Below are 22,994 nucleotides of genomic sequence, written 5' to 3'. Positions count from 1 at the left end.
CGGCGGGGCCGCGGCTTGCGGGGATGTGCGGTCGGGGCTGTTCGCCCTTCCCGCTCACTTCATGTCGTAGACGGGCTTGCCGCCGGACATGATGGAGCTGTCCACCTTGGCGGCGATCAGCGTCACGACCTTCTGCGGGATCGGGATGTAGTCGAGCGCCTCGGCCTCCTTCTGGCCGTTCTTGAACGCCCAGGAGAAGAACTTCAGCGCTTCGGCCGAGGCCGCGGCGTCCTTGGGGTCCTTGTGCATCACCACGAAGGTCGAGGCCGTGATCGGCCAGGACTGGGCGCCGGGCTGGTCGGTCAGGATCTGGTAGAAGCCGGGGGCGTGCTCCCAATCGGCGTTGGCGGCCGCCGAGGAGAAGCTGTCCATCGCGGGAGCTACGGTCTTGCCGTCGTGGTTCACCATCTTGGTGGTCACGAGGTTGTTCTGCTTGGCATAGGCGTATTCGACGTAGCCGACCGCGCCCTTGGTGTTGGCGACGTTCTGGGCCACGCCCTCGTTGCCCTTGGCGCCGAGGCCCACCGGCCACTCCACCGCGGAGTTCTCGCCGACCTTGCCCTTCCAGTCCGCCGACACCTTCGACAGGTAGTTGGTGAAGTTGAAGGTCGTGCCCGACCCGTCCGAGCGGTGCACCACGACGATCGCGGTCTCGGGCAGCTTCACGCCGGGGTTCAGCTTGGCGATGGCCGGGTCGTTCCAGGTCTTCACCGTGCCCATGAAGATCTTGGCGAGCGTGTCGCCGTCGAGCACGAGCTCGCCGGCCTTGACGCCGTCGAGGTTCACGACCGGCACGATGCCGCCCATGATCATCGGCCACTGCACGAGGCCGTTGTCGTTCAGGTCCTTCTCCATCAGCGGCGCGTCGGTGGCGCCGAAGGTGACGGTGTTGGCCTTGATCTGCTTGATGCCGCCGCCCGAGCCGATCGACTGATAGTTGATGCCGGTGCCGGTGTCCTTCTTGTATGTGTCGGCCCACTTGGCGAAGACGGGATAGATGAAGGTCGAGCCGGCGCCGGAGATGTCGGCGGCGCGGGCCGACAGGGCGCCGGCGGCCAGCACGGTGGCGGCCAGGGCCGCGCGTGCGATCACTTTCATGGTCATGGTTCGCCTTGGTTCTGTCGGCGGACAGGTGGGTCCCGTCGCGCGGGTGTCGTCACCCCTCGTGCGCCGACCCGGAGGGACGATCCCTCCGCTGTGGTCGGACGATCGGGGTGGCGGCCGGAGGGATAGCCGAAACGCGGATCAGTTTTACGACAGCGGGCTTACGGGATTGTGACAGGGTAAGCCCATATCCACGTTGCCGAATTCAGGATTTCAGCGGGATCGACACCGTGATCAGCGTGCCGTGGCCGACTTCCGAGTGGATCTGCAGCCGGCCCCTGTGGCGCGCCACGATGTGCTTGACGAGCGCGAGCCCGAGGCCCGTGCCGCCCTTGGCGCGGCTTTGGCCGGCGTCGATGCGGTAGAAGCGCTCGGTGAGGCGCGGCAGGTGCTCGGGCGCGATGCCGGGCCCGTAGTCCCGCACCGTGAGTACGCCGGAGCGGCGCTGCACCCTCACCTTCACCTCCACGCGGCCGCGTCCGTCCGCGTATTTGATGGCGTTCTCGACGAGGTTCTCGGCCACGCGGACGATCTCGTCGCGGTCGCCCGCCACCACCACGGGCTCGTCGGCCTCGACGTCGACCGTCGTGCCGCTGTCGGCCGCGAGCGGGCCCAGGGTCTCGGCCACGTGGCGCGCCGCCAGCGCGAGGTCGACGGGCTTGTCGGGCCGGACGTGGAGGTTGCTCTCGATCCGCGACAGCGACAGGAGGTCGTCGATCAGCCGCGCCATGCGCCGCGCCTGCTCGCCCATGATGGCGAGGAAGCGGTCCCGCGCGCGGGCGTCGTCGCGCGCCGGGCCCTGGAGCGTCTCGACGAAGCCCAGCAGGGACGCGAGCGGCGTGCGCAGCTCGTGGCTGGCGTTGGCGACGAAGTCGGCGCGCATGCGCTCGATGCGCAGCGATTCGGTGACGTCGCGCAGCGTCAGCACCAGCGCCCGGTCCTCGCCCGGCCGGTCGAGCGGCGCGACCGTGACGTCGAAGACGCGCTCCACCGGCACCCTGTCGCGCCAGGACACCTGCTCCATCTGGCCGGACGCGAGCACGCGGTCGACGGCGTCGAGGATATCGGGGTCGCGCAGCGCCACCGTGAGCGGGCCGCCGATCCGGAGCGCCGGCATCACGGCCTTGGCGTGGGCGTTGGCGGCCAGCACCCGCCCCTCGGCCGTCACGGCCAGCACGGGCTCCGGCATGGCGTCGATCAGCGCGGCGAGCAGGCTCGCCGGGGCGGCCGGCTGCGTCTTGTCCAACATGTCCCGCTCAGCCCCGTCCATCCGCTCACCCGCATCCCGTGTGGGAGTGTCGGGGCACGGCCGTGACGCCGTGATGACAGGCGGAACGGCGGCTGTCGCCCCGCGCCGCCGGCGGACCGGGCCGAGGGGCATCAGTCGACGGCCAGCTCGCGCGGGCCGTCCGAGATCGCGACGCGCGGCACCAGCAGCGACAGCAGCAGCGTCATCACCGCGACGGCGAAGATGCTCCAGAAGGTGGCGTGCAACGAGTGGCCGAGCGCGACCCGCACGGCGTCGGCCGTGGCGGCGAGGCTTTCGGGCGCGTCGAGCAGGCGCTGGAGCTGGTCGGACGACACGGCGGTGCGGTCGCCCGACGGGTGGGCGAGCCCGTAGTTCAGCACGGCGCCGAACACGGTGGCGCCTAGCGTCTGGCCGAGCTGGCGCGCGAAGATGTTGGAGGCCGTGGCCGAGCCGCGCTGCGCCCAGGCGACCGAATCCTGGATGATGACGATGCAGGCGGTGGACAGGAAGCCCATGCCGAAGCCCATCACCACCGAGCCGAGGCCGGCCAGGACCGGCGACGAGGACGAGCCCAGCACCACGAAGGCGACCGAGCCGAGCGGCAGCAGGGCGGCGCCGAACAGCAGCGTGGGCCTCAGGCCGAAGCGCACGAAGTTGCGGGCCGCCAGCGTGGCGCCGACCGGCCAGCCGAACACCATGGTGGTGAGGGTGAAGCCCGCCACCAGCGACGACTGGCGCATCACGCCTTGCACGAACATCGGCAGGAAGGCGGTGAGCCCGATCACCGCCATGCCGCTGAGCAGCGTCGCGGCGTTGGAGGTGAGGATCGGGCGCTGCGCCCACAGGCGCGCGTCGAGCATCGGGTCGGCGGCGCGGCGCTCCTGCAGGACGAACAGGACGGAGGCCACCACGAAGACCAGCCCCGGCCAGAACACCGCCGCCCCGGAGGCGCCGATCTCGGTCAGCGCCAGCATCAGCGACGCGATGGCGAGCGTGAACAGCGCCGCCCCGGCGACGTCGATCGCGCGCTCGCGGTGCTCCACCTCCTCGTGCAGGAACAGCACGAAGCCGGCCGCGGCCAGCGAGCCGACCGGCAGGTTGATCCAGAAGATCCAGGACCAGGAGATGTGCTGCACGATCAGGGCGCCGGCCAGCGGCCCGATCACGGACGAGATCCCCCACACGGAAGCGAGGTAGCCCTGGATGCGGCCGCGCTCCTGCACGGTGTAGAGGTCGCCCACCACCGTGATGCCGATCGGCTGGATCGCGCCGGCGCCGATGCCCTGCACCAGCCGGAACACGATCAGCATGGGGATGGATGTCGCGAAGCCGCAGAGCAGCGACCCGAGCAGGAACACGCCGATGCCGACCAGCAGCACCGGGCGCCGGCCGTACAGGTCGCTGAGCTTGCCGAACACCACCGTGGTGGCGGTCTGGGTCAGCAGGAAGGCCGAGAACACCCAGGCGTAGAGGTGGATGTCGCCGAGCTGGCCGGCGATCTGCGGCATGGCGGTCGACACGATCGTCGCCTCGATGGCGATCATGAACATGGCCGCCATCACCGAGGCGAGGACGAGCGGCCGGTTTGTGCGTGATTTGTCGGACATGTATGCCGGTGTAACGTCCGAAGCCGGCGATTGCAGGTGCGCCGGGGCCGGGCGGGTTAAAAAGATCTTTAACGTCCCCTCCGGGGGCCGGTCGGCGCGAGCCCGGCGCCGAGCCGCGGGGCCGCCTCTCGAACGGCCGCGCCCCCGCATTACGTACGGGGAAGGCGGGCGAGGCGAGGAACGCGACATGGATCTCAGGGCCGACGTCGTGGTGCTGGGCGCCGGGATCGTGGGCGTGTCGGCGGCGCTGCACCTACAGGAGCGAGGGCGCGACGTCGCCCTCGTCGAGCGCGCGCCGAAGGCCGGCATGGGGACGAGCTACGGCAATGCCGGGCTGATCGAGCGCTCCTCGATCTACCCCTACGCGTTCCCGCGCGACCTGCGCTCGCTGCTGCGCTACGCCACGAACCGCACCACGGACGCGCATTACCACCCCTCCGCCCTGCCGGGGCTGGCGCCCTTCCTCGTGCGCTACTGGTTCAACTCGTCGCCGAAGGGCGTCGAGCGCATCGCGCGGGCGGCGCGCCCCCTCATCGAGCGCTCGATGGTCGAGCACGAGCGCCTGATGAAGGAGGCCGGCGCCACGGAACTCATGCGAAGGGTGGGCTGGATCAAGGGCTTCCGCTCGCGGCGCTCGCTCGACAAGGGCCGCCGCGACGCCGCCCGCCTCGACGGCATGGGCCTCGCCGTGGAGGAGCTCGACGCCGCGGCGCTCGCCGAGCGCGAGCCGCACCTCGGCCCCGGCATGGCGGGGGCGCTGCACTTCCGCGATCCCGGCTCCGTGTCCGACCCGGGGCTCCTCGTCGAGCGCTACGCGGCGCTGTTCCGCCGGCGCGGCGGCCGCTTCCTCAAGGGCGACGCCGCGACCCTGGAGGAAGCCGCGCCGGGCTGGCGCGTGAAGACGCGCGACGGCTGGCTCGGCGCCCGCGACGCCGTGGTGGCGCTGGGGCCTTGGTCCGACGCCGTGTTCGGCAAGCTCGGCTACCGGCTGCCCTTCGGCATCAAGCGCGGCTACCACATGCACTTCCGGGCGCGGGGCAACGCCGTGCTGAACCACACGATCGTGGACGTCGACGGCGGCTACCTGCTCGCCCCGATGGACCAGGGCATCCGCCTCACCACCGGCGCCGAATTCGCCCGCCGCGACGCGCCGATGACGCCGGTGCAGCTGGAGCGCGCGCTGCCCACGGCGCGCTCCCTCTTCCCCCTGGCCGAGGCGCTGGAGGACATGCCCTGGATGGGCTCGCGGCCCTGCCTGCCCGACATGCTGCCGGTGATCGGCCGGGCGCCGAAACACGACGGCCTGTGGTTCGACTTCGGCCACCAGCACCACGGCCTGACGCTCGGCCCCGTGTCCGGCCGCCTCCTCGCCGAGCAGATGGCGGGCGAGACGCCCTTCACCGATCCGGCGCCCTACAGGATCGAGCGGTTCGGGTGAGGGGCAGCGCCCGGCCCTGATTCGCACTGGACCCCTGCGCGCCGGTCTCGCATGACGGGCCGGGCTGCCGATCGCAGGGTCGGCAGCCCCCGCGCAGACCACCGTCCGACGGATCCATCATGCCCGCCGCCCTCGGCCCCACGCTCGAAACCGAACGCCTGATCCTGCGCCCACCGGCCGCGGAGGACCTCGACGGCTTCGCGGCCTTCGGAGCCGACCGCGAGGCGACGCGCTTCCTCGGCGGCCCGGGCCCGCGCGCGGCGGCGTGGCGCGTGCTCTCGGCCTTCGCGGGCTCCTTTGCCCTGCACGGCTTCGGCATGTTCTCGGTGGTCGAGAAGGCCACGGGCCGCTGGATCGGCCGGGTCGGGCCCTGGCGGCCCGAGGGCTGGCCCGGCCCGGAGGTCGGGTGGGGGCTGCTGAGCGACGCGCAGGGGCGGGGCTACGCCTTCGAGGCCGCGGCGGCGTCGATCGACTGGGCGGTGGACGGCCTCGGCTGGGACGAGGTGATTCACACCATCGACCCCGCCAACGCCCCCTCGATCGCGCTGGCGCGGCGCCTCGGCTCGATCGATCGGGGACCGGGCCGGCTGCCGGCGCCGTTCGAGGGCCGGACGGTCGACGTGTGGGGCCAGAGCGCCGCGGACTGGCGGGCGCGCCGCGCTCAGCTCCCGTCGTTCGGCCCGCACCAGCCCGGCAGGTAGCGGGCGTCGCGGCTCTTGGCGAACTCCAGCGCGCGGAGCAGGGCGCCCGAGAAGGACTCCTCGACGTCGCGCCGCCTGATGCGCCGGCGCAGCGCGTCGGCCCACATGAACTCGGTGAAGGGCACCGTCTCCTTGGCGTAGCCGCCCGCGCGCCGCAGCGCCCCCGCGAGGGAGCGGTAGGGGTCGTCGGCGAGGTCGGCGATCGAGCGCGGGATGTCGGCGAAGCCCGCGCGCCGGCCCTCCGAGTCGTAGGGGTGGCACCAGCCGCGGTTGTCGGCGAAGACCCAGAAGGCGTCCTTGTCGAGCATGCTGAGGTCGGCCACGACGTTGACCAGCACGCCCTCGCAGCCCTCCTCCAGCAGCGCGCGCGTGAGGTGGTGGTGGTCGATCACGTAGGAGCGCTTCTTGGGGCCGAGCAGCACGGGGATCATGTGCCGTCCGAGCCATTCCGCGCGGTCGCCCTCCGCCCGCTCGGCCCAGTCGCGGCGCTTCTCCGCCACCTCGCGATAGCCGACCGTGACCTGCGTCGGCCGGAGCTCGGCGATGGGCACGGTGCGCAGCAGGGGTTCGCGGGTCGACATGGTCTGATCCTCGTGTGGCGGTCCGGCCGCTGTATCAGGCCGCGGCGAAGCGGTCGCGCCAGCTCGGGGCGGCGCCGGGGACGGGCAGGGCGCGGGCTTCGAAGACGCCGCGCGCCACCGCGCGGGCCAGCGTCTCGGCCGCCAAAGCCCCGATCTCGGTCAGGTCGGCCGCCGTGACGGGGCGCGGGTCGAGCGCCGTCGCGGCGGCGAAGACCACGTCGCCGTCGAGCGCCGCGTGGGCGGGCCGCAGCGCCAGGGCGAGGCCGCCCTGCGCCACCACGGCCAGGCGCTTGCACTGCGCCTTGGTGAGCGGGGCGTCGGTGGCGACGACGCAGATCGTGGTGTTCTCCGGCCGAACGCCCTTGGTGCGGAACGGCGGCGCCCCGTCGGCGCCGAACCGGGGCAGCCCGAGGCCGCCGAACTCGGCCCCGCGCTCATAGGGCGCGGCCCAGAAATGCGGGCCGTCGCCCACCGTGGCCTGGCCGAGCGCGTTGACGGCCGCGATCGCGCCGACCGTGTAGCCGCGCGCCGTCGCGGCCGAGGCCGAGCCGAGCCCGCCCTTGAGGTCGGCCGTGGTGGCGCCGAGCCCGGCGCCGTGGCTGCCGAGGGCGAAGTCGAGCCCCGCCGCCTCGACGGCCGCGTGGCCGAGGTCCCAGTAGGGCGGGCGCCGGCCCCAGGCCTTGTCGCCGCCGTTGTTGAGGTCGAACAACACGGCGCCGGGCACGATGGGCACCCGCGCGGCCCCGATCCTGAAGCCGCGGCCCCGGGCGTGGAGCGCCGCCATGGCGCCGCCCATGCCGTCGAGCCCGAAGGCCGAGCCCCCCGACAGAACGAGGGCGTCGATGCCCTCCACGGTCATCTCGGGTTCGAGCAGCGCCGTGTCGCGCACGCCCGGCGCGCCGCCGTGGATCGCCACCGAGGCCGCGGCGGGCGCGTCGAAGACGACGGCCGTGACGCCCGAGGCGAGCGCGCGACCGTCCGCGTGGCCCACCCGCAGGCCCGGCACGTCGGTGACGAGGTTGCGCATAGGCGCGCTCATGGACGCCCCGTCCGGTCGGCTCGGGTCGACCCGGAGCCGGCTCAGTATTTGCGGCGGAGCACGATCTCGTGGCGGACGCGGCGGTGGCGCACGGAGCCGCAGACCGGCGCCCGGCCGAACTCGCGGCGATACTGCGCGCGGGCGTCGGCCAGCGCCTCCGCGTCCTCGTGGTCGGCCGCGACGCCGGGCCCCTGCCACGGGTAGCCGGCGTCCCAGCCGAAGTGCCGGCGGAAGCGGTCGCCGACCTTGTAGGCGCCGGGGCCTTCCCAGCCCGAGCGGTAGCGGCAGTAGGTCGTGGCGTCCCACTTGAACTCGGCGAAGCGGCGGGCCCGGTGGTCGATCGCCGCGTAGGTCGTGTCGTAACGCGCGTAGTTCAGCTTCCAATAGGGGTAGTCGCCGTTGGCGAGCAGCGGCGAGGTGGCGGACGCCGGCGCCGCCGCGGCGGCCAGCAGCGTGCAGGCCGCGAGGGCCGAGGACCCGAGGGCCGAGAACCAGTGACGCAAGCTCATCTCCCGCGCGGCCCTGCCGCCGAATCGTCGGCCATCTAACGCCGAAGCCCCGGCCGCCGTCGCAGCCTATCGCGCGCGGCTTTCGCGAAACCCGCGCGGTGTCGCAGCGGCGCAACGATGCGCGCCGCCCCGCGATCGGCTAAAGCGGGGCCATGCCGACACACGTCTCGTTCCCGGCCGCGGTCCTGGCCGGGCTGATCTCGTTCCTGAGCCCCTGCGTGCTGCCGCTGGTGCCGCCCTACCTGTGCTTCATGGCGGGCACGACCCTGGAGGAACTCCAGGGCGGCGACGCGGCGCGGTCGCGGCGCGGCGCCTTCCTGGCGAGCCTGCTCTTCGTCGCGGGTTTCTCCACGGTCTTCGTGGCGCTGGGCGCGACCGCCTCGGCCTTCGGCACGCTGCTCCGGCAATACGGCGAAGCGCTGTCGATCGTGGCGGGCGTCGCCATCATCGTCATGGGCCTGCACTTCGTCGGCCTGTTCCGGCTCGGCGTGCTGTACCGGCAGGCGCGCGTCGAGGTGAGCCGGCCGCCGGGGCTGTGGAGCGCCTACGCGATGGGCCTCGCCTTCGCGTTCGGCTGGACGCCCTGCATCGGCCCGATCCTCGCCGCCATCCTGGCCGTGGCGGGCTCGGCCGCGACGGTGGGCAACGGCGCGGCGCTGCTTCTCGCCTACTCGCTGGGGCTCGGGGTGCCCTTCGTGCTGGCCGCCGTGGCCATGGGCACCTTCACGGCCTTCCTGCGCGGCTTCCGGCGCCACTTCCACACGGTGGAACGCGTAGCGGGCGCGGCGCTGGTCGTGACCGGCATCGCCTTCCTGTCGGGCGGCATGCAGCAGCTGTCGTTCTGGCTGATCGAGACGTTTCCGGGCCTGGCGCGGCTGGGGTGAGGGCGGTTTCCAAAGGCCCCCGGCCTTTGGCGGGTTTCAGGGCGGAGCCCTGAGAGGGGGGCCGTGCGGGGCGCCGCCCCCCGCCCCGCCGAAGGGCTCGCCCTTCGGAAACCGGGTCAGGCGGCTCGCCCGACCCACCCCTCGCGGCGCTTCAGCCCGAAGCTCGCCGCGAGCGCCACGGCGGCGAAGACCGCCACGATCAGCGCGGGCGCGGTCGCGGCGCCCGTGGCGCTCACCAGCGCCGCGGCGAGGAGCGGCACCGTGCCGCCGAACAGCGTCTGCGAGATGTTGTAGCTCACTGCCACGCCCGAGAAGCGCACCCGCGTCGGGAACAGGTCGGCCGCGATCATGGCGAAGGTGCCGTTGATCAGCGAGGCCACGAGGCCGGCCAGCACGAACAGCGGCAGCAGGCCGAGGCTTCGCGCCTGGAGCGCCGCGAAGAACGGGTAGGCCAGCACGACGAGCAGCGCCGCGCCGGCGCCGAGCAGCAGGCGCCGCGGCATCCGGTCGCCGAGCGCCGAGACGGTGAGCAGGCCGAGGCTCGTGGTGGCGAGGCCGACGTTCTGCGCCAGCGAGGCTTCGGCGGGCGTGTAGTGCAGCGCGCCGACGAGGTAGGCCGGCAGGTAGGCGAACATCATGCCGTTGAACACCGCCGTGGCGGCAGAGGTGCCGGCGCCGATCGCGAGCGCACCGGCATGGCCGGCGAACAGCTCGCGCAGCGGCGTGCGCGACGCTGCGGCCCGCATGGCGGCATATTCCGACGACTCGTGCAGCCGCCGCCGCACCAGGAAGGACAGCAGGCCCGTCGCGCCGCCGATCACGAAGGCGATGCGCCAGCCGATGGCGGCCGCGGCCTCGGGCGCCATCAGCCCGTTGATGGCGAGGCTGACCAGCGCCGCGAGGCTGACGCCCGAGTTGACGCAGAAGAACAGCACCCCGCAGGCGAAGCCGCCGCGGCGCGGCGCGGTCTCGACCGCGTAGACGATGGCGCAGGGCAACTCGCCGCCGAGGCACAGGCCCTGGACGAGCCGCAGCGCCACCATGGCGAAGGCCGCGCCCGCGCCCCAGGTCGCGTAGCCGGGCAGGAGGCCCATCAGCACGGTCGAGCCCGAGATGAGGCCGAGCGAGACCAGAAACACGTTGCGCCGCCCGAAGCGGTCGCCAAGCGCGCCGAGCATGAGGCCGCCGAAGGGCCGGGCGAGGTAGCCGCCCGCGAAGACCGAGAAGGCCAGCACCTGGCCGACCAGCGGGTCCGTGTTGGGGAAGAAGGCGCCCGCGATGGCGCGGGCGAAGACGCCGTAGACGATGAAGTCGTAGAACTCGAGCGCGCCGCCGAGGCTCGCGAGCACGATCGTGCGCCACTGCGCGCCCGTCAGCCGCGCGCCGGGGACGCCGCTTTCCGCGACCCGTGCCGCGCTCCCCGGCGCCGCGCGCGGGGCTTCCTCGATCGACATGCACTCGCTCCCACGGGCCCCGCGCCGGGCCCGGCCTCGTCCACGATCCCTGGATGCACGGTTCCGGCGCGCGGGGGAAGCGCCATCTCGGCGGGGGCGGGCCGGGTTGCGATGCGGGATGCGGGTCGCTACATCCGGGCCGTTCGGACACGGGCGATGCGGTCCTCACGGGGATGCGTCCCGTGGGAGCCCGCACGCGGCGCTGTCCCGTCGGAGCCCTCATGCGCGCGCTGCTCGAGATCGTCCTGCTGGTCCTGAACTGGTACAGCTACCTCATCATCGCCATGGCGATCCTGTCGTGGCTGGTGGCCTTCGACGTCATCAACTTCCGCAACGACATCGTGCGCTCGATCTGGCGCTTCCTCGAGGCCGTCACCGAGCCCGCGCTGCGCCCCATCCGGCGCGTGCTGCCCAACCTCGGCGGCATCGACGTGTCGCCGGTGATCCTGCTGCTGATCATCCTGTTCGTGCAGAAGCTGATCGTCGAATACGCCTACCCGGCGGTCTATTGACGTCCGGCGAGCGTCCTTCCTTCCCGTTCCCGGGTCCGTCATCCCGGCTCAAGGCCGGGATGACGGACCCGAGAGGGTGCCGCCTCCGCTCACGCCCTGACGGGCGCACCCTCGACGGAGGCCGGGGCCTCCAAGGGCCGGCGCGCGTAGCGCTGCGCCAGCGTCGCGCAGGCGAAGAGCTGGATCTGGTGGAAGATCATCAGCGGCAGCACGATCGCGCCCACGGCCGCGCCGGGGAACAGGATGTTGGCCATGGGGATGCCCGAGGCCAGGCTCTTCTTCGAGCCGCAGAACACGATGGTGATCTCGTCCTCCTTGGAGAAGCCGAGGGTCCGGCTCACGACCGTGGTGAGCGCCAGCACCAAGGCCAGCAGGGCGGCGTCGAGCGCGAAGACCAGCACGAGGCTCCACGGGTCCATGTGGCTCCACACGCCCGCCACCACGCTCTCGCCGAAGGCCGCGTAGACGACGAGCAGGATCGAGCCGCGGTCGACGTAGGACAGGACGTGCTTCTGCCGCGTGATCCACGGACCCACCCAGGGGCGCAGCACCTGGCCGAGGCCGAAGGGCAGCAGCAGCTCCAGGGCGATGTCGGTCAGCGCCTTCAGCGAGAAGCCGGAGCCGTGGGTGGCGAGCAGCGCCGCGACGAGCAGGGGCGTTAGCACCATACCGGCGAGGTTCGACACCGAGGCGCTGCACAGCGCCGCCGGCACGTTGCCGCGCGCGATCGACGTGAAGGCGATGGACGACTGCACGGTGGACGGCAGCACGCAGACGAACATCAGCCCGGCGGCGAGGTCCACCGGCAGCCAGCGCGACAGCGCCGCCGTCAGCCCGAGGCCGATCAGCGGGAACAGCGCGAAGGTCGACAGCAGCACGAGGCTCTGCAGCCTCCAGTGGGAGATGCCCTGCACCACCGCCTGCGTGGACAGGCGCGCGCCGTACAGGAAGAACAACAGGAACACGGCCGCGTAGACGGCGTATTTGGCGATCGGCGCGGCCGCGCCCCGCGCCGGCAGCACGGCCGCGATCGCCACCGTGGCGAGCAGCGCCAGCAGGTAGTAATCGAACTTCACGCGGGACAGGAGGCGGCCGAGCGGCATTGGCTGCATGCAATCTTCTGGATGGAGCACCGGCTTATCAGGTTTCGCGCTCCGGGGAAGGGGCGCGCGCTTGCATCTGGGTTGCGCTTCGCGACGGGGCGGCGGAGGATTCCACCATGGACGAGGCGATCGCCGGACCGGAGGCCCGCGCCTTGATCGAGATCCGCCGCCTCGTCCCCGGCGACGCACCGGCCTACGTCGCCTTCCGCCTCGCCGCCCTGGCGGTCCACCCCGCCGCCTTCACCTCCAGCGCCGAGGAGGAGCGGATGAGGCCGCTGTCCTGGGCGGAGGCGCGCATCCGGGACCCCGCCCGGCCCGACGACTTCATCCTCGGCGCCTTCGCGGGCGAGCGCCTCGCCGGCACGGCGGGGCTCAAGCGCGGCGTGCGGCCGAAGGAGCGCCACAAGGCGACGCTGTTCGGAATGGCGGTGGCACAAGAGGCGGGGGGCCGGGGGATAGGCGGCCTGCTGGTCGACCGCCTCGTTGCGGAGGCGCGCGCGGTCCCGGGGCTGTTGCAGGTCGGGCTCACGGTGTCGGAGGGCAACGCCGCGGCCGAGCGGCTCTACGCGGCGCGGGGCTTCGTCGTCTTCGGGCGCGAGCCGCGCGGCGTGATCGTGGACGGCGTCCCGATCGCCAAGCTCCACATGGCGCTGATGCTGGACGCCCCCGCGGCGGGCGGCTAGCCTCCCGGCCATGACGTTCGGCCCGCGATGGCTCCTCGGGTGAGCCCGCCCCACACGCTGGTGATCGGCGGCGCCCGCTCGGGCAAGAGCCGCCACGCCGAGGCGCTGGCGCTGGGCACCGGGCTGGAACGCGTCTATCTCGCGACCGCCACCGCGTGGGACGACGAGATGCGCGAGCGCATCGCGCTTCACCGCGAGGCCCGCGCCGCCGACGGCTGGCGCACCGTCGAGGAGCCGCTCGGGCTGGCGGAAGCCCTGTCCCGCGAGGCGGCGCCCGGCCGCGTGGTTCTGGTCGACTGCCTGACGCTGTGGCTCACCAACGTGATGCTCGGCGCCCCCCCTGAGGCCGCGCGCGCGGCCGTCGAGGCGGCCTGCGCGGGCCTCGCCGCGGAGCTGCCGCGCCTCGCCGGGCCGGCCGTGTTCGTGTCGAACGAGGTCGGCTGGGGCATCGTGCCGGACAACCGCCTCGCCCGCGACTTCCGCGACGCGCAGGGGCGGCTGAACCAGCGGATGGCGGAGGCCTGCGGGCGCGTCGTGCTGGTGGCGGCCGGGCTCCCGCTGGTGCTGAAGGGGGGCGTCACCCCGCCGTGACGGTGCGGCGCACGACCGGGCCGAGCGTGCCGCCCTGCATCACGACGCTGAACAGCACCACCGCGTAGGTGGCGGCGAGCAGCGTCGGCTTGGCGGGGTCGTCGGGCATCGACAGGGCCAGCGCCACCGAGATGCCGCCGCGCACCCCGGCCCAGGTGAGGAAGGGCACGTTGGCGGCCGACACGGCCCCGCGCCACCCGAAGAGCAGCGGCGAGCCCGCCACCGCGGCGAGGCGGCCCAGCAGCACCAGCGGCACCGCCAGAACCGCGAGGCTCACCGCCGGCCGCTCGTGGCGCAGCACCAGCACTTCGAGGCCGATCAGCAGGAACAGCAGCGAGTTCAGGACCTCGTCGATCAGCGTCCACAGGCCGAACAGGTAGGTCTGGGTCCGCTCCGTCATGGCGTAGCGGGGCCCGCGGTCGGCGATGAGCAGGCCGGCCGCCACGACGGACAGCGGCCCGCTGGCGTGCAGCCGGCCCGCCAGGGCGTAGGTTCCCATGACCAGGGCGAGGGAGATCAGCACCTCGATCGCGAAATCGTCGATCGCCCGCATGGCCCGGTAGGCGAGGTAGCCCGTGACGGTGCCGAGCAGCAGGCCGCCGCCGGCCTCGGCCAGCAGGAGTTCCACGATGCCGAGCGGCGTGGTGCCGTGGCCGTCGTCGCCGGCGGCGAAGCGCAGCATCACGGTGAAGAGCACGATGCCGACGCCGTCGTTGAACAGCGACTCACCCTGGAGCTGCGCCTCCAGAGCCTGCGGAACCTTCACGGCCTTCAGCGCGCTCATCACCGCGACCGGGTCCGTCGGGCTGATCAGCGCCCCGAAGGCCATGCACCAGTAGATCCCGATCGGGTGGCCGACCAGCGCCGCCGAGGCCCAGAAGCCCGCCCCGACGACCGCCGTCGAGATGGCCGTGCCGAGGCAGGCGAGCGCGACGACCGGCAGCGCCCGCTGCCGGAGGAGGTCGAGGTCGATATGCAGCGCGCCGGCGAACAGCAGGAAGCCCAGCATCCCGTTCATCACGACGTCGTGGAAGTCGATCTGCAGCAGCGCGTCCGTGAGCGGATCGAACAGCCGGCGGTCAGGGATCACGAGGTCCACGGCGATCAGGGCCAGCGAGGCGAGCAGGCCGGCGAGCAGGAGCCCCATCGTGTGGGGCAGGGGCGAGTAGCGGTGGTTCAGCCATCCGAAGGCGGCCGAGACCACGAGCAGGAGGGCGGCGAGATCGTAGATCGACGGCACGGGACGGGTCTCGCGGGGGTCGGGGCGCGGCCGGGACCCCGGCGCCGCCGCACCTTAGAGCACGGGAGCGCGGGCGCGGCGACCGTCCGCGCCGGCGGCCGCGGATCCTGCGGCGGGCGCACCGGCAGGCGGACCGGGATCGGCCGCGCGGGAGTGCAACCGCTGCCGCATCTCGCCGCACGCGGGCCGGATGACCCAAAAAGCACGATTATGTTCTCAAAAGACGGCGACGGAACCGTGATCAGAACCTTAACGTGTCAGAACTGCGGCTTTCCCCGGCACCACGGCGCGGGCTCAGCCGGCAGATCGGGGACGAAACGACATGACCCACACTTCTTCGACCGAGGCCACCGAGGCGGGCGCCGGGCGTCCGCTCGACATCGAAGCCGGCCGCCGGGCCTTCATGAAGGCCGCGGGCATCACGGGCGCCCTCGCGGCCTTCGGGACCGCCATGGGGGCCACCGAAGCCAGGGCGCAGTCGTCCGACGTCGACACCGCCATCCTGAACTTCGCCCTGAACCTCGAATACCTCGAGGGAGAATACTACAACCGCGGGGTCTATGGCCAGGGCCTGCCGGCGAACCTCACCTCCGGCAAGGGCTTCTCCGGCGGCGGCGTGCGCGGCGGCAGCAAGGTCAACTTCCAGAACGTGGTCGTGCTCGACACGATGGCCGAGGTCGCCAACGACGAGAAGAACCACATCGGCTTCCTCCGCTCGACGCTCGGCAGCGCCGCGGCGGCCGAGCCCATCATCTCGCTCGACACGGCCTTCACGGCCTTCGCGGCCGCGGCCGGCCTGCCCGGCAACTTCAGCCCCTATTCCGACGACTACAACTTCCTGCTCGGCGCCTACATCCTCACCGAGGTCGGCGTCACGGCCTACAACGGCGCGGCGCCCTTCATCACCAGCAAGACGATCCTCGCCGCGGCCTCGTCGATCTTCGCCGCGGAGGCCTACCACCTCGGCACGATCCGCTCGCTGCTCTACGCCCAGCAGAACGCCGGCTACACCAACGCCACGGCGCTGATTTCGGCGGCGCGCGCGCAGCTGTCGGGCACGGTGGACGACGAGGGCATCGGCGCCGACCAGAGCACGCTCGCGGGCGGCTTCCCGTCCCCGGCCAACATCACCGACACCGACGCCAACAGCCTCGCCTGGGCCCGCACGCCGCGCCAGGTGCTGAACGTCGTCACGGGCAAGGCCGGCTCCAACAGCGGCGGCTTCTTCCCGAACGGCCTCAGCAACCCCGGCGGCGAGCTGGGCCGGCTGCTCGCCGCCACGGGCGGCTAGTCGGCTGGGCGGCGCGCCGGGGCCGCTCGCCCCGGCGCGCCGCATGGCAGGCTTCCGCGCGCGTGGGTTGACCGGCGCCGCCGCCGAGGTCCACCGCAGCCTCTCGGAACCGCGGGAGCCCGCCCTTGTCCACGCTGACCACCGCGTCCGGCGATCCGCCGGCGATCCATCCCGCCGTGCCGCGCGGCATGACGGTCCTGCTCGCCGCGACCTGCGGCCTGATCGTCGCCAACCTCTACTATGCCCAGCCCCTGGCGGGCCCGATCAGCGCCTCGCTCGGCCTGTCGCACGCCGGCGCCGGGCTGATCGTCACCATGACGCAGCTCGGCTACGGGGCGGGGCTGCTGTTCATCGTGCCGCTCGGCGACCTCGTCGAGAACCGCCGGCTGATCCTCGCCGTCACGGCCCTGGCCACCGTGGCGCTGCTCGGCGCCGCCCTGGCCCCCACGGCCGGCGCCTTCCTGCTCGCCGCGCTGCTGATCGGCATCGGCTCGGTGGCGGTGCAGATCCTCGTGCCCTACGCGGCCCACCTCGCCCCGGAGGCGAAGCGCGGGCAGGTGGTCGGCAACGTGATGAGCGGGCTGATGCTCGGCATCATGCTGTCGCGCCCGGTGGCGAGCTTCGTCGCCCAGGTGTCGTCCTGGCACACGGTATTCTTCGCCTCGACGGCCGTGATGCTGGTGCTGATGGCCGTGCTCACGCGCGCCCTGCCGGCCCGCGTGCCGGCGCACCGGCTCGGCTACGGCGCGCTGCTGGCCTCGATGCTGAACCTGGCCCGCACCATGCCGGTGCTGCGCCGCCGCGCCCTCTACCAGTTCTGCCTGTTCGGCGCCTTCTCGCTGTTCTGGACCACGACGCCGCTGCTGCTCGCGGGCCCGCTGTATCGCCTGTCCCAGTTCGGCATCGCGCTGTTCGCGCTGGCGGGCGTCGCCGGCGCGGTGTCGGCGCCGCTCGCCGGCCGCGTGGCCGACCGGGGCTGGATCCGCCCCGCCTCCGGCCTCGCCATGCTGACCGTGGCGGCCGGCTTCGCCGTGACCCACGTCGCGGCCCCCGGCTCGCCGCTGGCGCTCGCCCTCCTGGTGGTCGGCGCCGTCGTGGTCGACTTCGGCGTCACGGCGAACCTCGTGCTCGGCCAGCGCGCCATCTTCTCGCTCGGGGCGGAATACCGCGCCCGGCTGAACGGCATGTTCATGGCGTTCTTCTTCGTCGGCGGCGCGGTCGGCTCCGCGGCCGGCGGCTGGGCCTACGCCCAGGGCGGCTGGCCGCTGGCCTCGTCCATCGGGGTCGCCCTGCCGGTCCTGGCGCTGCTGCTCTGGCTCACCGAAGCGTTCGGCCGCCGGGGCTCCTGACCCCGGCGCCGGCGGCGGTTCGGGCCGTCACGCCGCGGCGTGGTGGCCCTCGATGCGGGCGATCTCGTCCCGCGAGCCGAAGATCAGCGACGCGCGCTGGTGGAGCTTCCTCGGCTCGATGTCCATCACGCGGCCGCCGAAGCCCGTGACCGCGTGGCCGCCGGCCTGCTCCACCACGAAGGCGATGGGCGAGGCCTCGTAGAGCACGCGGATGCGGCCCTCGCCGTAGCCCGGCCGCGCGTCGCCCGGATACAGGAACACGCCGCCGCGCATCAGCACGCGGTTGCAGTCCGCGACCAGCGACGCCACCCAGCGCATGTTGGTGTTCTCGCCGCGCGCGCCCTCGGCGCCCTGCAGGCACTCATCGATGTAGCGCTTCACCGGCTCCGGCCAGTGGCGCTGGTTCGCCATGTTGATGGCGAACTCCTTCGTGGCGCGCGGGATGTCGAGCCTGGCGTGGGTCATCGCGAAGGCGTCGCGCTTGCGGTCCAGCGTGAAGCACACCGAGCCCGCGCCCACCGTCATCACGAGGGTGGTCTGTGGGCCGTAGAGCACGTAGCCGCCGGCGAGCTGGGCGCGGCCCGGCTGCAGGAAGCTCTCGTCCGAGGCGGGGTCCACGCCGTCGAGCCGCGGCAGCACGGAGAAGATGGTGCCGATCGACACGTTGATGTCGATGTTGGAGGAGCCGTCGAGCGGGTCGAAGGCGACGAGCAGCCTGCCGTCGGGATCGACCGGCACGGGGTGTTCGTCCTCCTCGGAGGCCACGGCCGCCACGGGGGCGCGGCGGCAGGCCTCGATCAGCAGGCGGTCGGTCAGCTCGTCGAGCGCCTTCTGGGTCTCGCCCTGGACGTTCTCGGTCACCGCGGCGCCGAGGTCCTGTTCGAGGTTGCCCTGCGCCACCAGGGCAGAGATGCCGCGGCAGGCGTCGGCCAGCGCTTCCACGGTCGCGGCGACGTCGCGCCGCCCCGCGTCGGCCCCGGCCCAGCGGGAAAGGTAGTCGGCGAGAAGTTCGGCGGCCATGGCGTGCCCTCGTGTCCGTGTCGTGGTTGCACCCACCGGGTTACCACGAGACGGGGCGCGGTGGCAGGCGGCGCCGATGCGGGCCCGGCGGCTCGGCCCTGGACCCCGCGGCGCTTTTTCACGACAGTCGCGCCGCGCCCGGCCCGCCACGACGGCCGGGGACCGCGGGAGGAACCATGCCGAACCACCTCGTCGCCGGCCTCAGGGCCCGGGCGCCCCACCCCGACCGCCGCGCGATCGAGACGGCCGCGGGCCGCGTGCTGTCCTACCGCGACCTCGACGCGCTGTCGGGCCGGATCGCGCGGGCGCTGGGGGCGCTCGGGGTGAGGCCGGGAGACCGCGTCGCCGCCCAGGTCGAGAAGAGCGTGGAAGCGCTGGCGCTCTACCTCGCGACCGTGCGGGCCGGGGCCGTCTACCTGCCGCTCAACATGGCCTACACGCCGGGCGAGCTCGGCTATTTCGCGTCCGACGCGGCGCCGCGCCTGCTCGTGGTCGACCCGGCCCGCCGGGTCACGCTCGCCGGCCTCGCGGGCGGCGAGGCCGGCACGCGGATCGAGACCCTGGGCGCGGCCGGCGACGGCACCCTCATGGCGCTGGCCGCGGGCGAGCCGCCGGACTTCGCCGACGCGGAGCGCGGGCCGGGCGACCTCGCCGCGATCCTGTACACGTCGGGCACGACGGGGCGCTCGAAGGGCGCCATGCTGACCCACGACAACCTGCTGTCGAACGCGCTGACCCTGGCGGAGCTGTGGCGCTTCACGGCCGAGGACGTGCTGCTCCACGCCCTGCCGGTGTTCCACACGCACGGGCTCTTCGTCGCCACCAACACGCTGCTGGCGGCCGGCGGCGCGATCCTGTTCCTGCCGCGCTTCGATCCCGCCGAGGTGCTGCGCCTGCTGCCGCGCGCGACCGCCATGATGGGCGTGCCGACCTTCTACACGCGCCTGCTCGCCGAGCCGGGCCTCGAGGCGGCGGCGCGGAGGCTGCGGCTCGTGGTGTCGGGCTCCGCGCCGCTGCTCGCCGACACGCACGCGGCCTTCCGGGCGCGCACCGGCCACGCGATCCTCGAGCGCTACGGCATGACCGAGACCAACATGACGACCTCCAACCCCTACGACGGCCCGCGCGTGCCGGGGCGCGTCGGGCCGCCGCTGCCGGGCGTGGAGGTGCGGGTGGTCGACCCGGCCAGCGGAGGCCCGCTGGGCCTCGGGGAAACCGGCATGGTCGAGATCCGCGGCCCCAATGTCTTCGCGGGCTACTGGCGCAACCCCGAGAAGACCGCGGCCGAGTTCACGGCCGACGGCTGGTTCGTGTCGGGCGACCTCGGGCAGTTCGACGGGACGGGCTCGCTCGCCATCGTGGGCCGGGCCAAGGACCTCGTCATCACGGGCGGCTACAACGTCTACCCGAAGGAGGTCGAGGAAGCCATCGACGCCCTGCCGGGCGTGGTCGAGAGCGCCGTCATCGGCCTGCCGGACGCCGACCTCGGCGAGGCCGTCACCGCCGTGGTGGTGCGGGCCCGCGAGGGCGGACCCGACGCCGAAGCCGTGCTCGGCGCGCTCGCCGGCCGGCTCGCCCGCTTCAAGCAGCCGCGGCGCGTCGTCTTCGTCGACGAGCTCCCGCGCAACGCCATGGGCAAGGTGCAGAAGGCTGCGCTGCGCGCGCACTTCACCCCTTGAATGCAATCCAGAGCACGCTTTTTACCCGATCGGACTTGAACGGGACAGCGGTTCGGATTAATCTCATGGGATCGATATTACGGCCGGACGAATTGGCTTCGTGCGCTCCATCACGGCGCACCGCTGACGACTTCTCTCCTCAAATCGGTACCACCCGCCGTCCAGTCCCGCATCGCTGGAATGGACGGCAAATCCTGATTTCAGGAAAGGACAGACATCATGGCGACCGGCACTGTGAAGTGGTTCAACGCGACCAAGGGCTTCGGCTTCATCCAGCCCGACGACGGCAAGCAGGACGTGTTCGTCCACATCTCCGCCGTGGAGCGCGCGGGACTGTCGAGCCTCAACGAAGGACAGAAGATCACCTACGAGCTCGTCGCCGACCGGCGCTCGGGCAAGATGGCGGCCGACAACCTCAAGGCTGAGTGATCCCCCTCACGGGGTCAATCCCATCCAACATCGAAGGGCCGGACGTGTTCCGGCCCTTTCCGCGTTCCCGTCCCGAGCCCCTTCCGCGCGGGGCGGGATCGGCCTAAAGGTTCGGCTTCTGTTCCCGTCCCGCGCGCGGGACGGCCCCGCCCGGGGCCGGTCCCCCAGGAGCCGCCCTTGGCCGAACCCACCTCCGCCCAGCCGGCATCCGTTCCCTCGGTGCACGCGCCTTCGGCCCCCGCGCCGCGCCCCGGCGGCATCGCCGATCGCGCCCGGGCCCAGATCGCGGCGCCCTATCTCGACGGCCTCAACGCCGAGCAGCGCCGCGCGGTGGAGACGCTCGACGGCCCCGTGCTGGTGCTGGCGGGCGCCGGCACGGGCAAGACGCGCGTGCTCACGACGCGCATCGCGCACCTGCTCGCGACGGGCCGCGCGCGGCCGCACGAGATCCTCGCCGTCACCTTCACGAACAAGGCGGCGCGCGAGATGAAGGAGCGCATCGGCAGGCTCGTCGGCCCGGCCGGCGAGGGCATGCCCTGGCTCGGCACCTTCCACGCCATCTCGACCAAGATCCTGCGCCGCCACGCCGAGCTCGTCGGTCTGAAGAGCGGCTTCACCATCCTCGACACCGACGACCAGATCCGCCTGCTGAAGCAGGTGCTGCAGGCCGCCAACGTCGACGACAAGCGCTGGCCGGCGCGCGGCCTCGCCCACCAGATCGACGCCTGGAAGAACCGCGGCCTCGACCCCGCCCGTGTGCCGCCCGGCGAGGCCGGCGCCTTCGCGGGCGGCAAGGGCGGCACGCTCTACGCCGCCTACCAGGCGCGGCTGAAGACGCTGAACGCGACCGACTTCGGCGACCTCCTGCTCGAATGCCTGCGCCTGTTCCGCGAGAACCCGGACGTGCTGGAGCGCTACCAGTCGTGGTTCCGCTACATGCTGGTCGACGAGTACCAGGACACCAACGTGGTCCAGTACTTGTGGCTGCGCATGCTGGCGCAGGGGCGCCACAACCTGTGCTGCGTCGGCGACGACGACCAGTCGATCTACGGCTGGCGCGGCGCCGAGGTCGACAACATCCTGCGCTTCGAGCACGACTTCCCCGGCGCCGCCGTGGTGAAGCTGGAAAACAACTACCGCTCGACCGGCCACATCCTCGGCGCCGCCTCGGGGCTGATCGCCCGCAACGAGGACCGGCTCGGCAAGACCCTCTACACCGAGGGCGAGGCCGGCGCGAAGCCCGTCGTCTCCGGCGTGTGGGATTCGGAGGAGGAGGCGCGGCAGGTCGGCGAGGAGATCGAGCAGCTCCACCGGCAGAAGCACTCGCTCGATGGGATCGCGGTCCTCGTGCGTGCCTCGTTCCAGATGCGCGAGTTCGAGGAGCGCTTCATCACCTTGGGGCTCCCGTATCGCGTGATCGGCGGCCCGCGCTTCTACGAGCGGCTGGAGATCCGCGACGCGCTGGCCTACCTGCGCTGCGTCGCCCAGCCCGACGACGACCTCGCCTTCGAGCGCATCGTCAACACGCCGAAGCGCGGCCTCGGCGACTCGACGGTCGGCGTGCTGCGCGCCTTCGGCCGCGACCGCGACCTGCCGCTGATGGCCTCGGCCGCCATGATGGTCGAGACCGACGAGCTGAAGCCCAAGCAGCGCCAGACCCTGCGGGCGCTGGTGTCGGACTTCGCGCGCTGGCGGGCCGCCCTGGGCTCGGTGCCGCATTCCGAGCTCGCCGAGCGCATCCTGGAGGAGTCGGGCTACACCGACTTCTGGCAGAAGGACCGCTCCGCCGAGGCCGCGGGGCGCCTCGAAAACCTCAAGGAGCTCGTGCGCTCCATGGAGGAGTTCCCCGACCTCGTGTCCTTCCTGGAGCATATCTCGCTCGTGATGGACGCGGAGAACGCCGGGACGGAGGAGCGCGTCTCCATCATGACGCTGCACGGCGCCAAGGGGCTGGAGTTCGACACGGTGTTCCTGCCGGGCTGGGAGGAGGGGTTGTTCCCGCACCAGCGCTCGCTCGACGACAACGGCCGCGCGGGCCTCGAAGAGGAGCGGCGCCTCGCCTACGTGGGGATCACCCGCGCCAAGCGCCGCGCCTTCATCTACTTCGCCACCAACCGCCGCATCCACGGCCTGTGGCAGACCACGATCCCGTCGCGCTTCCTCGACGAACTGCCCGAGGCTCACGTCGAGGTCGCCGAGGCGGCGCGCGAGAAGCGGTCGGGCTACGGGCCGTCGCGCTTCGACACCGTGCAGGCCTTCGGCGCCTCCACCTACGCGACGCCGGGGTGGCAGCGGGCGCAGCGCCAGGGCGCCGGCGCGACCTCGGGCACGGCGCGCCTGCCGGGGGTGATCGAGGGCGAACTGATCGCGAAGTCGACCCAGACGGCGCATTTCACCGTCGGCGCGCGCGTGATGCACCAGAAGTTCGGGCCAGGCGCGGTGGCGGCGGTCGACGGCAACAAGCTCACGGTGGACTTCGACCGCGCCGGGCGAAAGATGGTGCTGGAGAGTTTCGTGCAGGCGGCGTGAGC

Annotated in this window: 21 protein-coding genes; 11 read left to right on the top strand and 10 right to left on the bottom strand. The window is 72.7% G+C overall.

Annotated features, from left to right (window positions below; genetic code table 11):
- Positions 1–54: 54 nt before the first annotated feature.
- The 3 genes from pstS to L7N97_RS05440 form a co-directional block, all read right to left on the bottom strand.
- The gene (gene pstS, locus L7N97_RS05450) at positions 55–1,104 is read right to left on the bottom strand and encodes a phosphate ABC transporter substrate-binding protein PstS (protein ID WP_237477328.1); all 1,050 of its coding nucleotides are present in this window, start codon (positions 1,102–1,104) and stop codon (positions 55–57) included.
- 205 nt (positions 1,105–1,309) lie between these two features.
- The gene (locus L7N97_RS05445) at positions 1,310–2,353 is read right to left on the bottom strand and encodes an ATP-binding protein (protein ID WP_237477327.1); all 1,044 of its coding nucleotides are present in this window, start codon (positions 2,351–2,353) and stop codon (positions 1,310–1,312) included.
- A 131-nt stretch (positions 2,354–2,484) separates the two neighbouring features.
- Positions 2,485–3,960 carry an MDR family MFS transporter gene (locus L7N97_RS05440; protein ID WP_237477326.1) on the bottom strand — a complete coding sequence of 492 codons (1,476 nt, stop codon included), beginning with the start codon at positions 3,958–3,960 and terminating at the stop codon, positions 2,485–2,487.
- A gap of 187 nt (positions 3,961–4,147) precedes the next feature.
- Between L7N97_RS05440 and L7N97_RS05435 the strand changes: the two genes are divergently transcribed.
- Together L7N97_RS05435 and L7N97_RS05430 are read left to right on the top strand one after the other, a co-directional pair.
- On the top strand, positions 4,148–5,398 hold the full coding sequence (locus tag L7N97_RS05435; RefSeq protein WP_237477325.1) for an NAD(P)/FAD-dependent oxidoreductase: 1,251 nt from the start codon (positions 4,148–4,150) through the stop codon (positions 5,396–5,398).
- A gap of 119 nt (positions 5,399–5,517) precedes the next feature.
- Positions 5,518–6,099 (top strand): GNAT family N-acetyltransferase, encoded by a 582-nt coding sequence (locus tag L7N97_RS05430; protein ID WP_237477324.1) that lies wholly within the window; start codon positions 5,518–5,520, stop codon positions 6,097–6,099.
- On the opposite strand, the gene L7N97_RS05425 is transcribed toward L7N97_RS05430, so the two are convergent.
- The 3 genes from L7N97_RS05425 to L7N97_RS05415 are packed head-to-tail and all read right to left on the bottom strand — an operon-like array spanning position 6,060 to position 8,222.
- Complete coding sequence (locus L7N97_RS05425) at positions 6,060–6,680, bottom strand: ParB-like protein (RefSeq protein WP_237477323.1); 621 nt, start codon at positions 6,678–6,680, stop codon at positions 6,060–6,062. The genes L7N97_RS05430 and L7N97_RS05425 overlap by 40 nt on opposite strands.
- Positions 6,681–6,714: 34 nt before the next feature.
- The gene (locus L7N97_RS05420; protein ID WP_237482055.1) at positions 6,715–7,707 is read right to left on the bottom strand and encodes a P1 family peptidase; all 993 of its coding nucleotides are present in this window, start codon (positions 7,705–7,707) and stop codon (positions 6,715–6,717) included.
- Positions 7,708–7,760: 53 nt separating this feature from the next.
- Positions 7,761–8,222 carry a hypothetical protein gene (locus L7N97_RS05415; protein WP_237477322.1) on the bottom strand — a complete coding sequence of 154 codons (462 nt, stop codon included), beginning with the start codon at positions 8,220–8,222 and terminating at the stop codon, positions 7,761–7,763.
- A gap of 158 nt (positions 8,223–8,380) precedes the next feature.
- Here L7N97_RS05415 and L7N97_RS05410 point away from each other — a divergent pair, with 158 nt between their 5' ends.
- Complete coding sequence (locus L7N97_RS05410) at positions 8,381–9,112, top strand: cytochrome c biogenesis CcdA family protein (protein WP_237477321.1); 732 nt, start codon at positions 8,381–8,383, stop codon at positions 9,110–9,112.
- Positions 9,113–9,228: 116 nt separating this feature from the next.
- Here the strand turns inward: L7N97_RS05410 and L7N97_RS05405 are convergent, their stop codons facing one another.
- Positions 9,229–10,566: an MFS transporter gene (locus L7N97_RS05405; RefSeq protein ID WP_237477320.1), complete on the bottom strand. Its 1,338-nt coding sequence runs from the start codon at positions 10,564–10,566 to the stop codon at positions 9,229–9,231.
- A gap of 221 nt (positions 10,567–10,787) precedes the next feature.
- Between L7N97_RS05405 and L7N97_RS05400 the strand changes: the two genes are divergently transcribed.
- Positions 10,788–11,078: a YggT family protein gene (locus tag L7N97_RS05400; RefSeq protein ID WP_237477319.1), complete on the top strand. Its 291-nt coding sequence runs from the start codon at positions 10,788–10,790 to the stop codon at positions 11,076–11,078.
- Positions 11,079–11,167: 89 nt separating this feature from the next.
- Here the strand turns inward: L7N97_RS05400 and L7N97_RS05395 are convergent, their stop codons facing one another.
- Positions 11,168–12,181, bottom strand: coding sequence for a bile acid:sodium symporter family protein (locus L7N97_RS05395; protein WP_428981047.1), 1,014 nt, complete (start codon positions 12,179–12,181; stop codon positions 11,168–11,170).
- 116 nt (positions 12,182–12,297) lie between these two features.
- On the opposite strand from L7N97_RS05395, the gene L7N97_RS05390 reads away from it, so the two are divergent.
- Complete coding sequence (locus L7N97_RS05390; RefSeq protein WP_237477317.1) at positions 12,298–12,864, top strand: GNAT family N-acetyltransferase; 567 nt, start codon at positions 12,298–12,300, stop codon at positions 12,862–12,864.
- Between the two features lie 27 nt (positions 12,865–12,891).
- Positions 12,892–13,455 (top strand): bifunctional adenosylcobinamide kinase/adenosylcobinamide-phosphate guanylyltransferase, encoded by a 564-nt coding sequence (gene cobU, locus L7N97_RS05385; RefSeq protein ID WP_237477316.1) that lies wholly within the window; start codon positions 12,892–12,894, stop codon positions 13,453–13,455.
- On the opposite strand, the gene L7N97_RS05380 is transcribed toward cobU, so the two are convergent.
- Entirely contained in the window at positions 13,442–14,695 is a 1,254-nt protein-coding gene (locus L7N97_RS05380; protein WP_237477315.1) for a cation:proton antiporter, read from the bottom strand. The genes cobU and L7N97_RS05380 overlap by 14 nt on opposite strands.
- Before the next feature lie 322 nt (positions 14,696–15,017).
- On the opposite strand from L7N97_RS05380, the gene L7N97_RS05375 reads away from it, so the two are divergent.
- Positions 15,018–15,986 (top strand): ferritin-like domain-containing protein, encoded by a 969-nt coding sequence (locus tag L7N97_RS05375; protein WP_237477314.1) that lies wholly within the window; start codon positions 15,018–15,020, stop codon positions 15,984–15,986.
- 188 nt (positions 15,987–16,174) lie between these two features.
- Positions 16,175–17,335, top strand: a complete 1,161-nt coding sequence (locus tag L7N97_RS05370) for an MFS transporter (protein WP_237482054.1) — start codon at positions 16,175–16,177, stop codon at positions 17,333–17,335.
- A gap of 27 nt (positions 17,336–17,362) precedes the next feature.
- Here the strand turns inward: L7N97_RS05370 and L7N97_RS05365 are convergent, their stop codons facing one another.
- A complete protein-coding gene (locus L7N97_RS05365) occupies positions 17,363–18,355 on the bottom strand; it encodes a class 1 fructose-bisphosphatase (RefSeq protein ID WP_237477313.1) in 993 nt (330 codons plus the stop codon).
- Between the two features lie 176 nt (positions 18,356–18,531).
- Between L7N97_RS05365 and L7N97_RS05360 the strand changes: the two genes are divergently transcribed.
- The 3 genes from L7N97_RS05360 (at position 18,532) to L7N97_RS05350 (ending at position 22,992) form a co-directional block, all read left to right on the top strand.
- Positions 18,532–20,034, top strand: a complete 1,503-nt coding sequence (locus tag L7N97_RS05360) for a malonate--CoA ligase (RefSeq protein ID WP_237477312.1) — start codon at positions 18,532–18,534, stop codon at positions 20,032–20,034.
- 219 nt (positions 20,035–20,253) lie between these two features.
- On the top strand, positions 20,254–20,463 hold the full coding sequence (locus L7N97_RS05355; RefSeq protein WP_237477311.1) for a cold-shock protein: 210 nt from the start codon (positions 20,254–20,256) through the stop codon (positions 20,461–20,463).
- A 177-nt stretch (positions 20,464–20,640) separates the two neighbouring features.
- The gene (locus L7N97_RS05350; protein ID WP_255721613.1) at positions 20,641–22,992 is read left to right on the top strand and encodes an ATP-dependent helicase; all 2,352 of its coding nucleotides are present in this window, start codon (positions 20,641–20,643) and stop codon (positions 22,990–22,992) included.
- Positions 22,993–22,994 lie beyond the last annotated feature (2 nt).

The organism is Lichenibacterium dinghuense, assembly GCF_021730615.1.
GTDB classification, from domain to species: domain Bacteria; phylum Pseudomonadota; class Alphaproteobacteria; order Rhizobiales; family Beijerinckiaceae; genus Lichenihabitans; species Lichenihabitans dinghuensis.
Note: the sequence above shows the minus strand (reverse complement) of the source record. Positions and strands in the feature narration are given on the sequence as shown.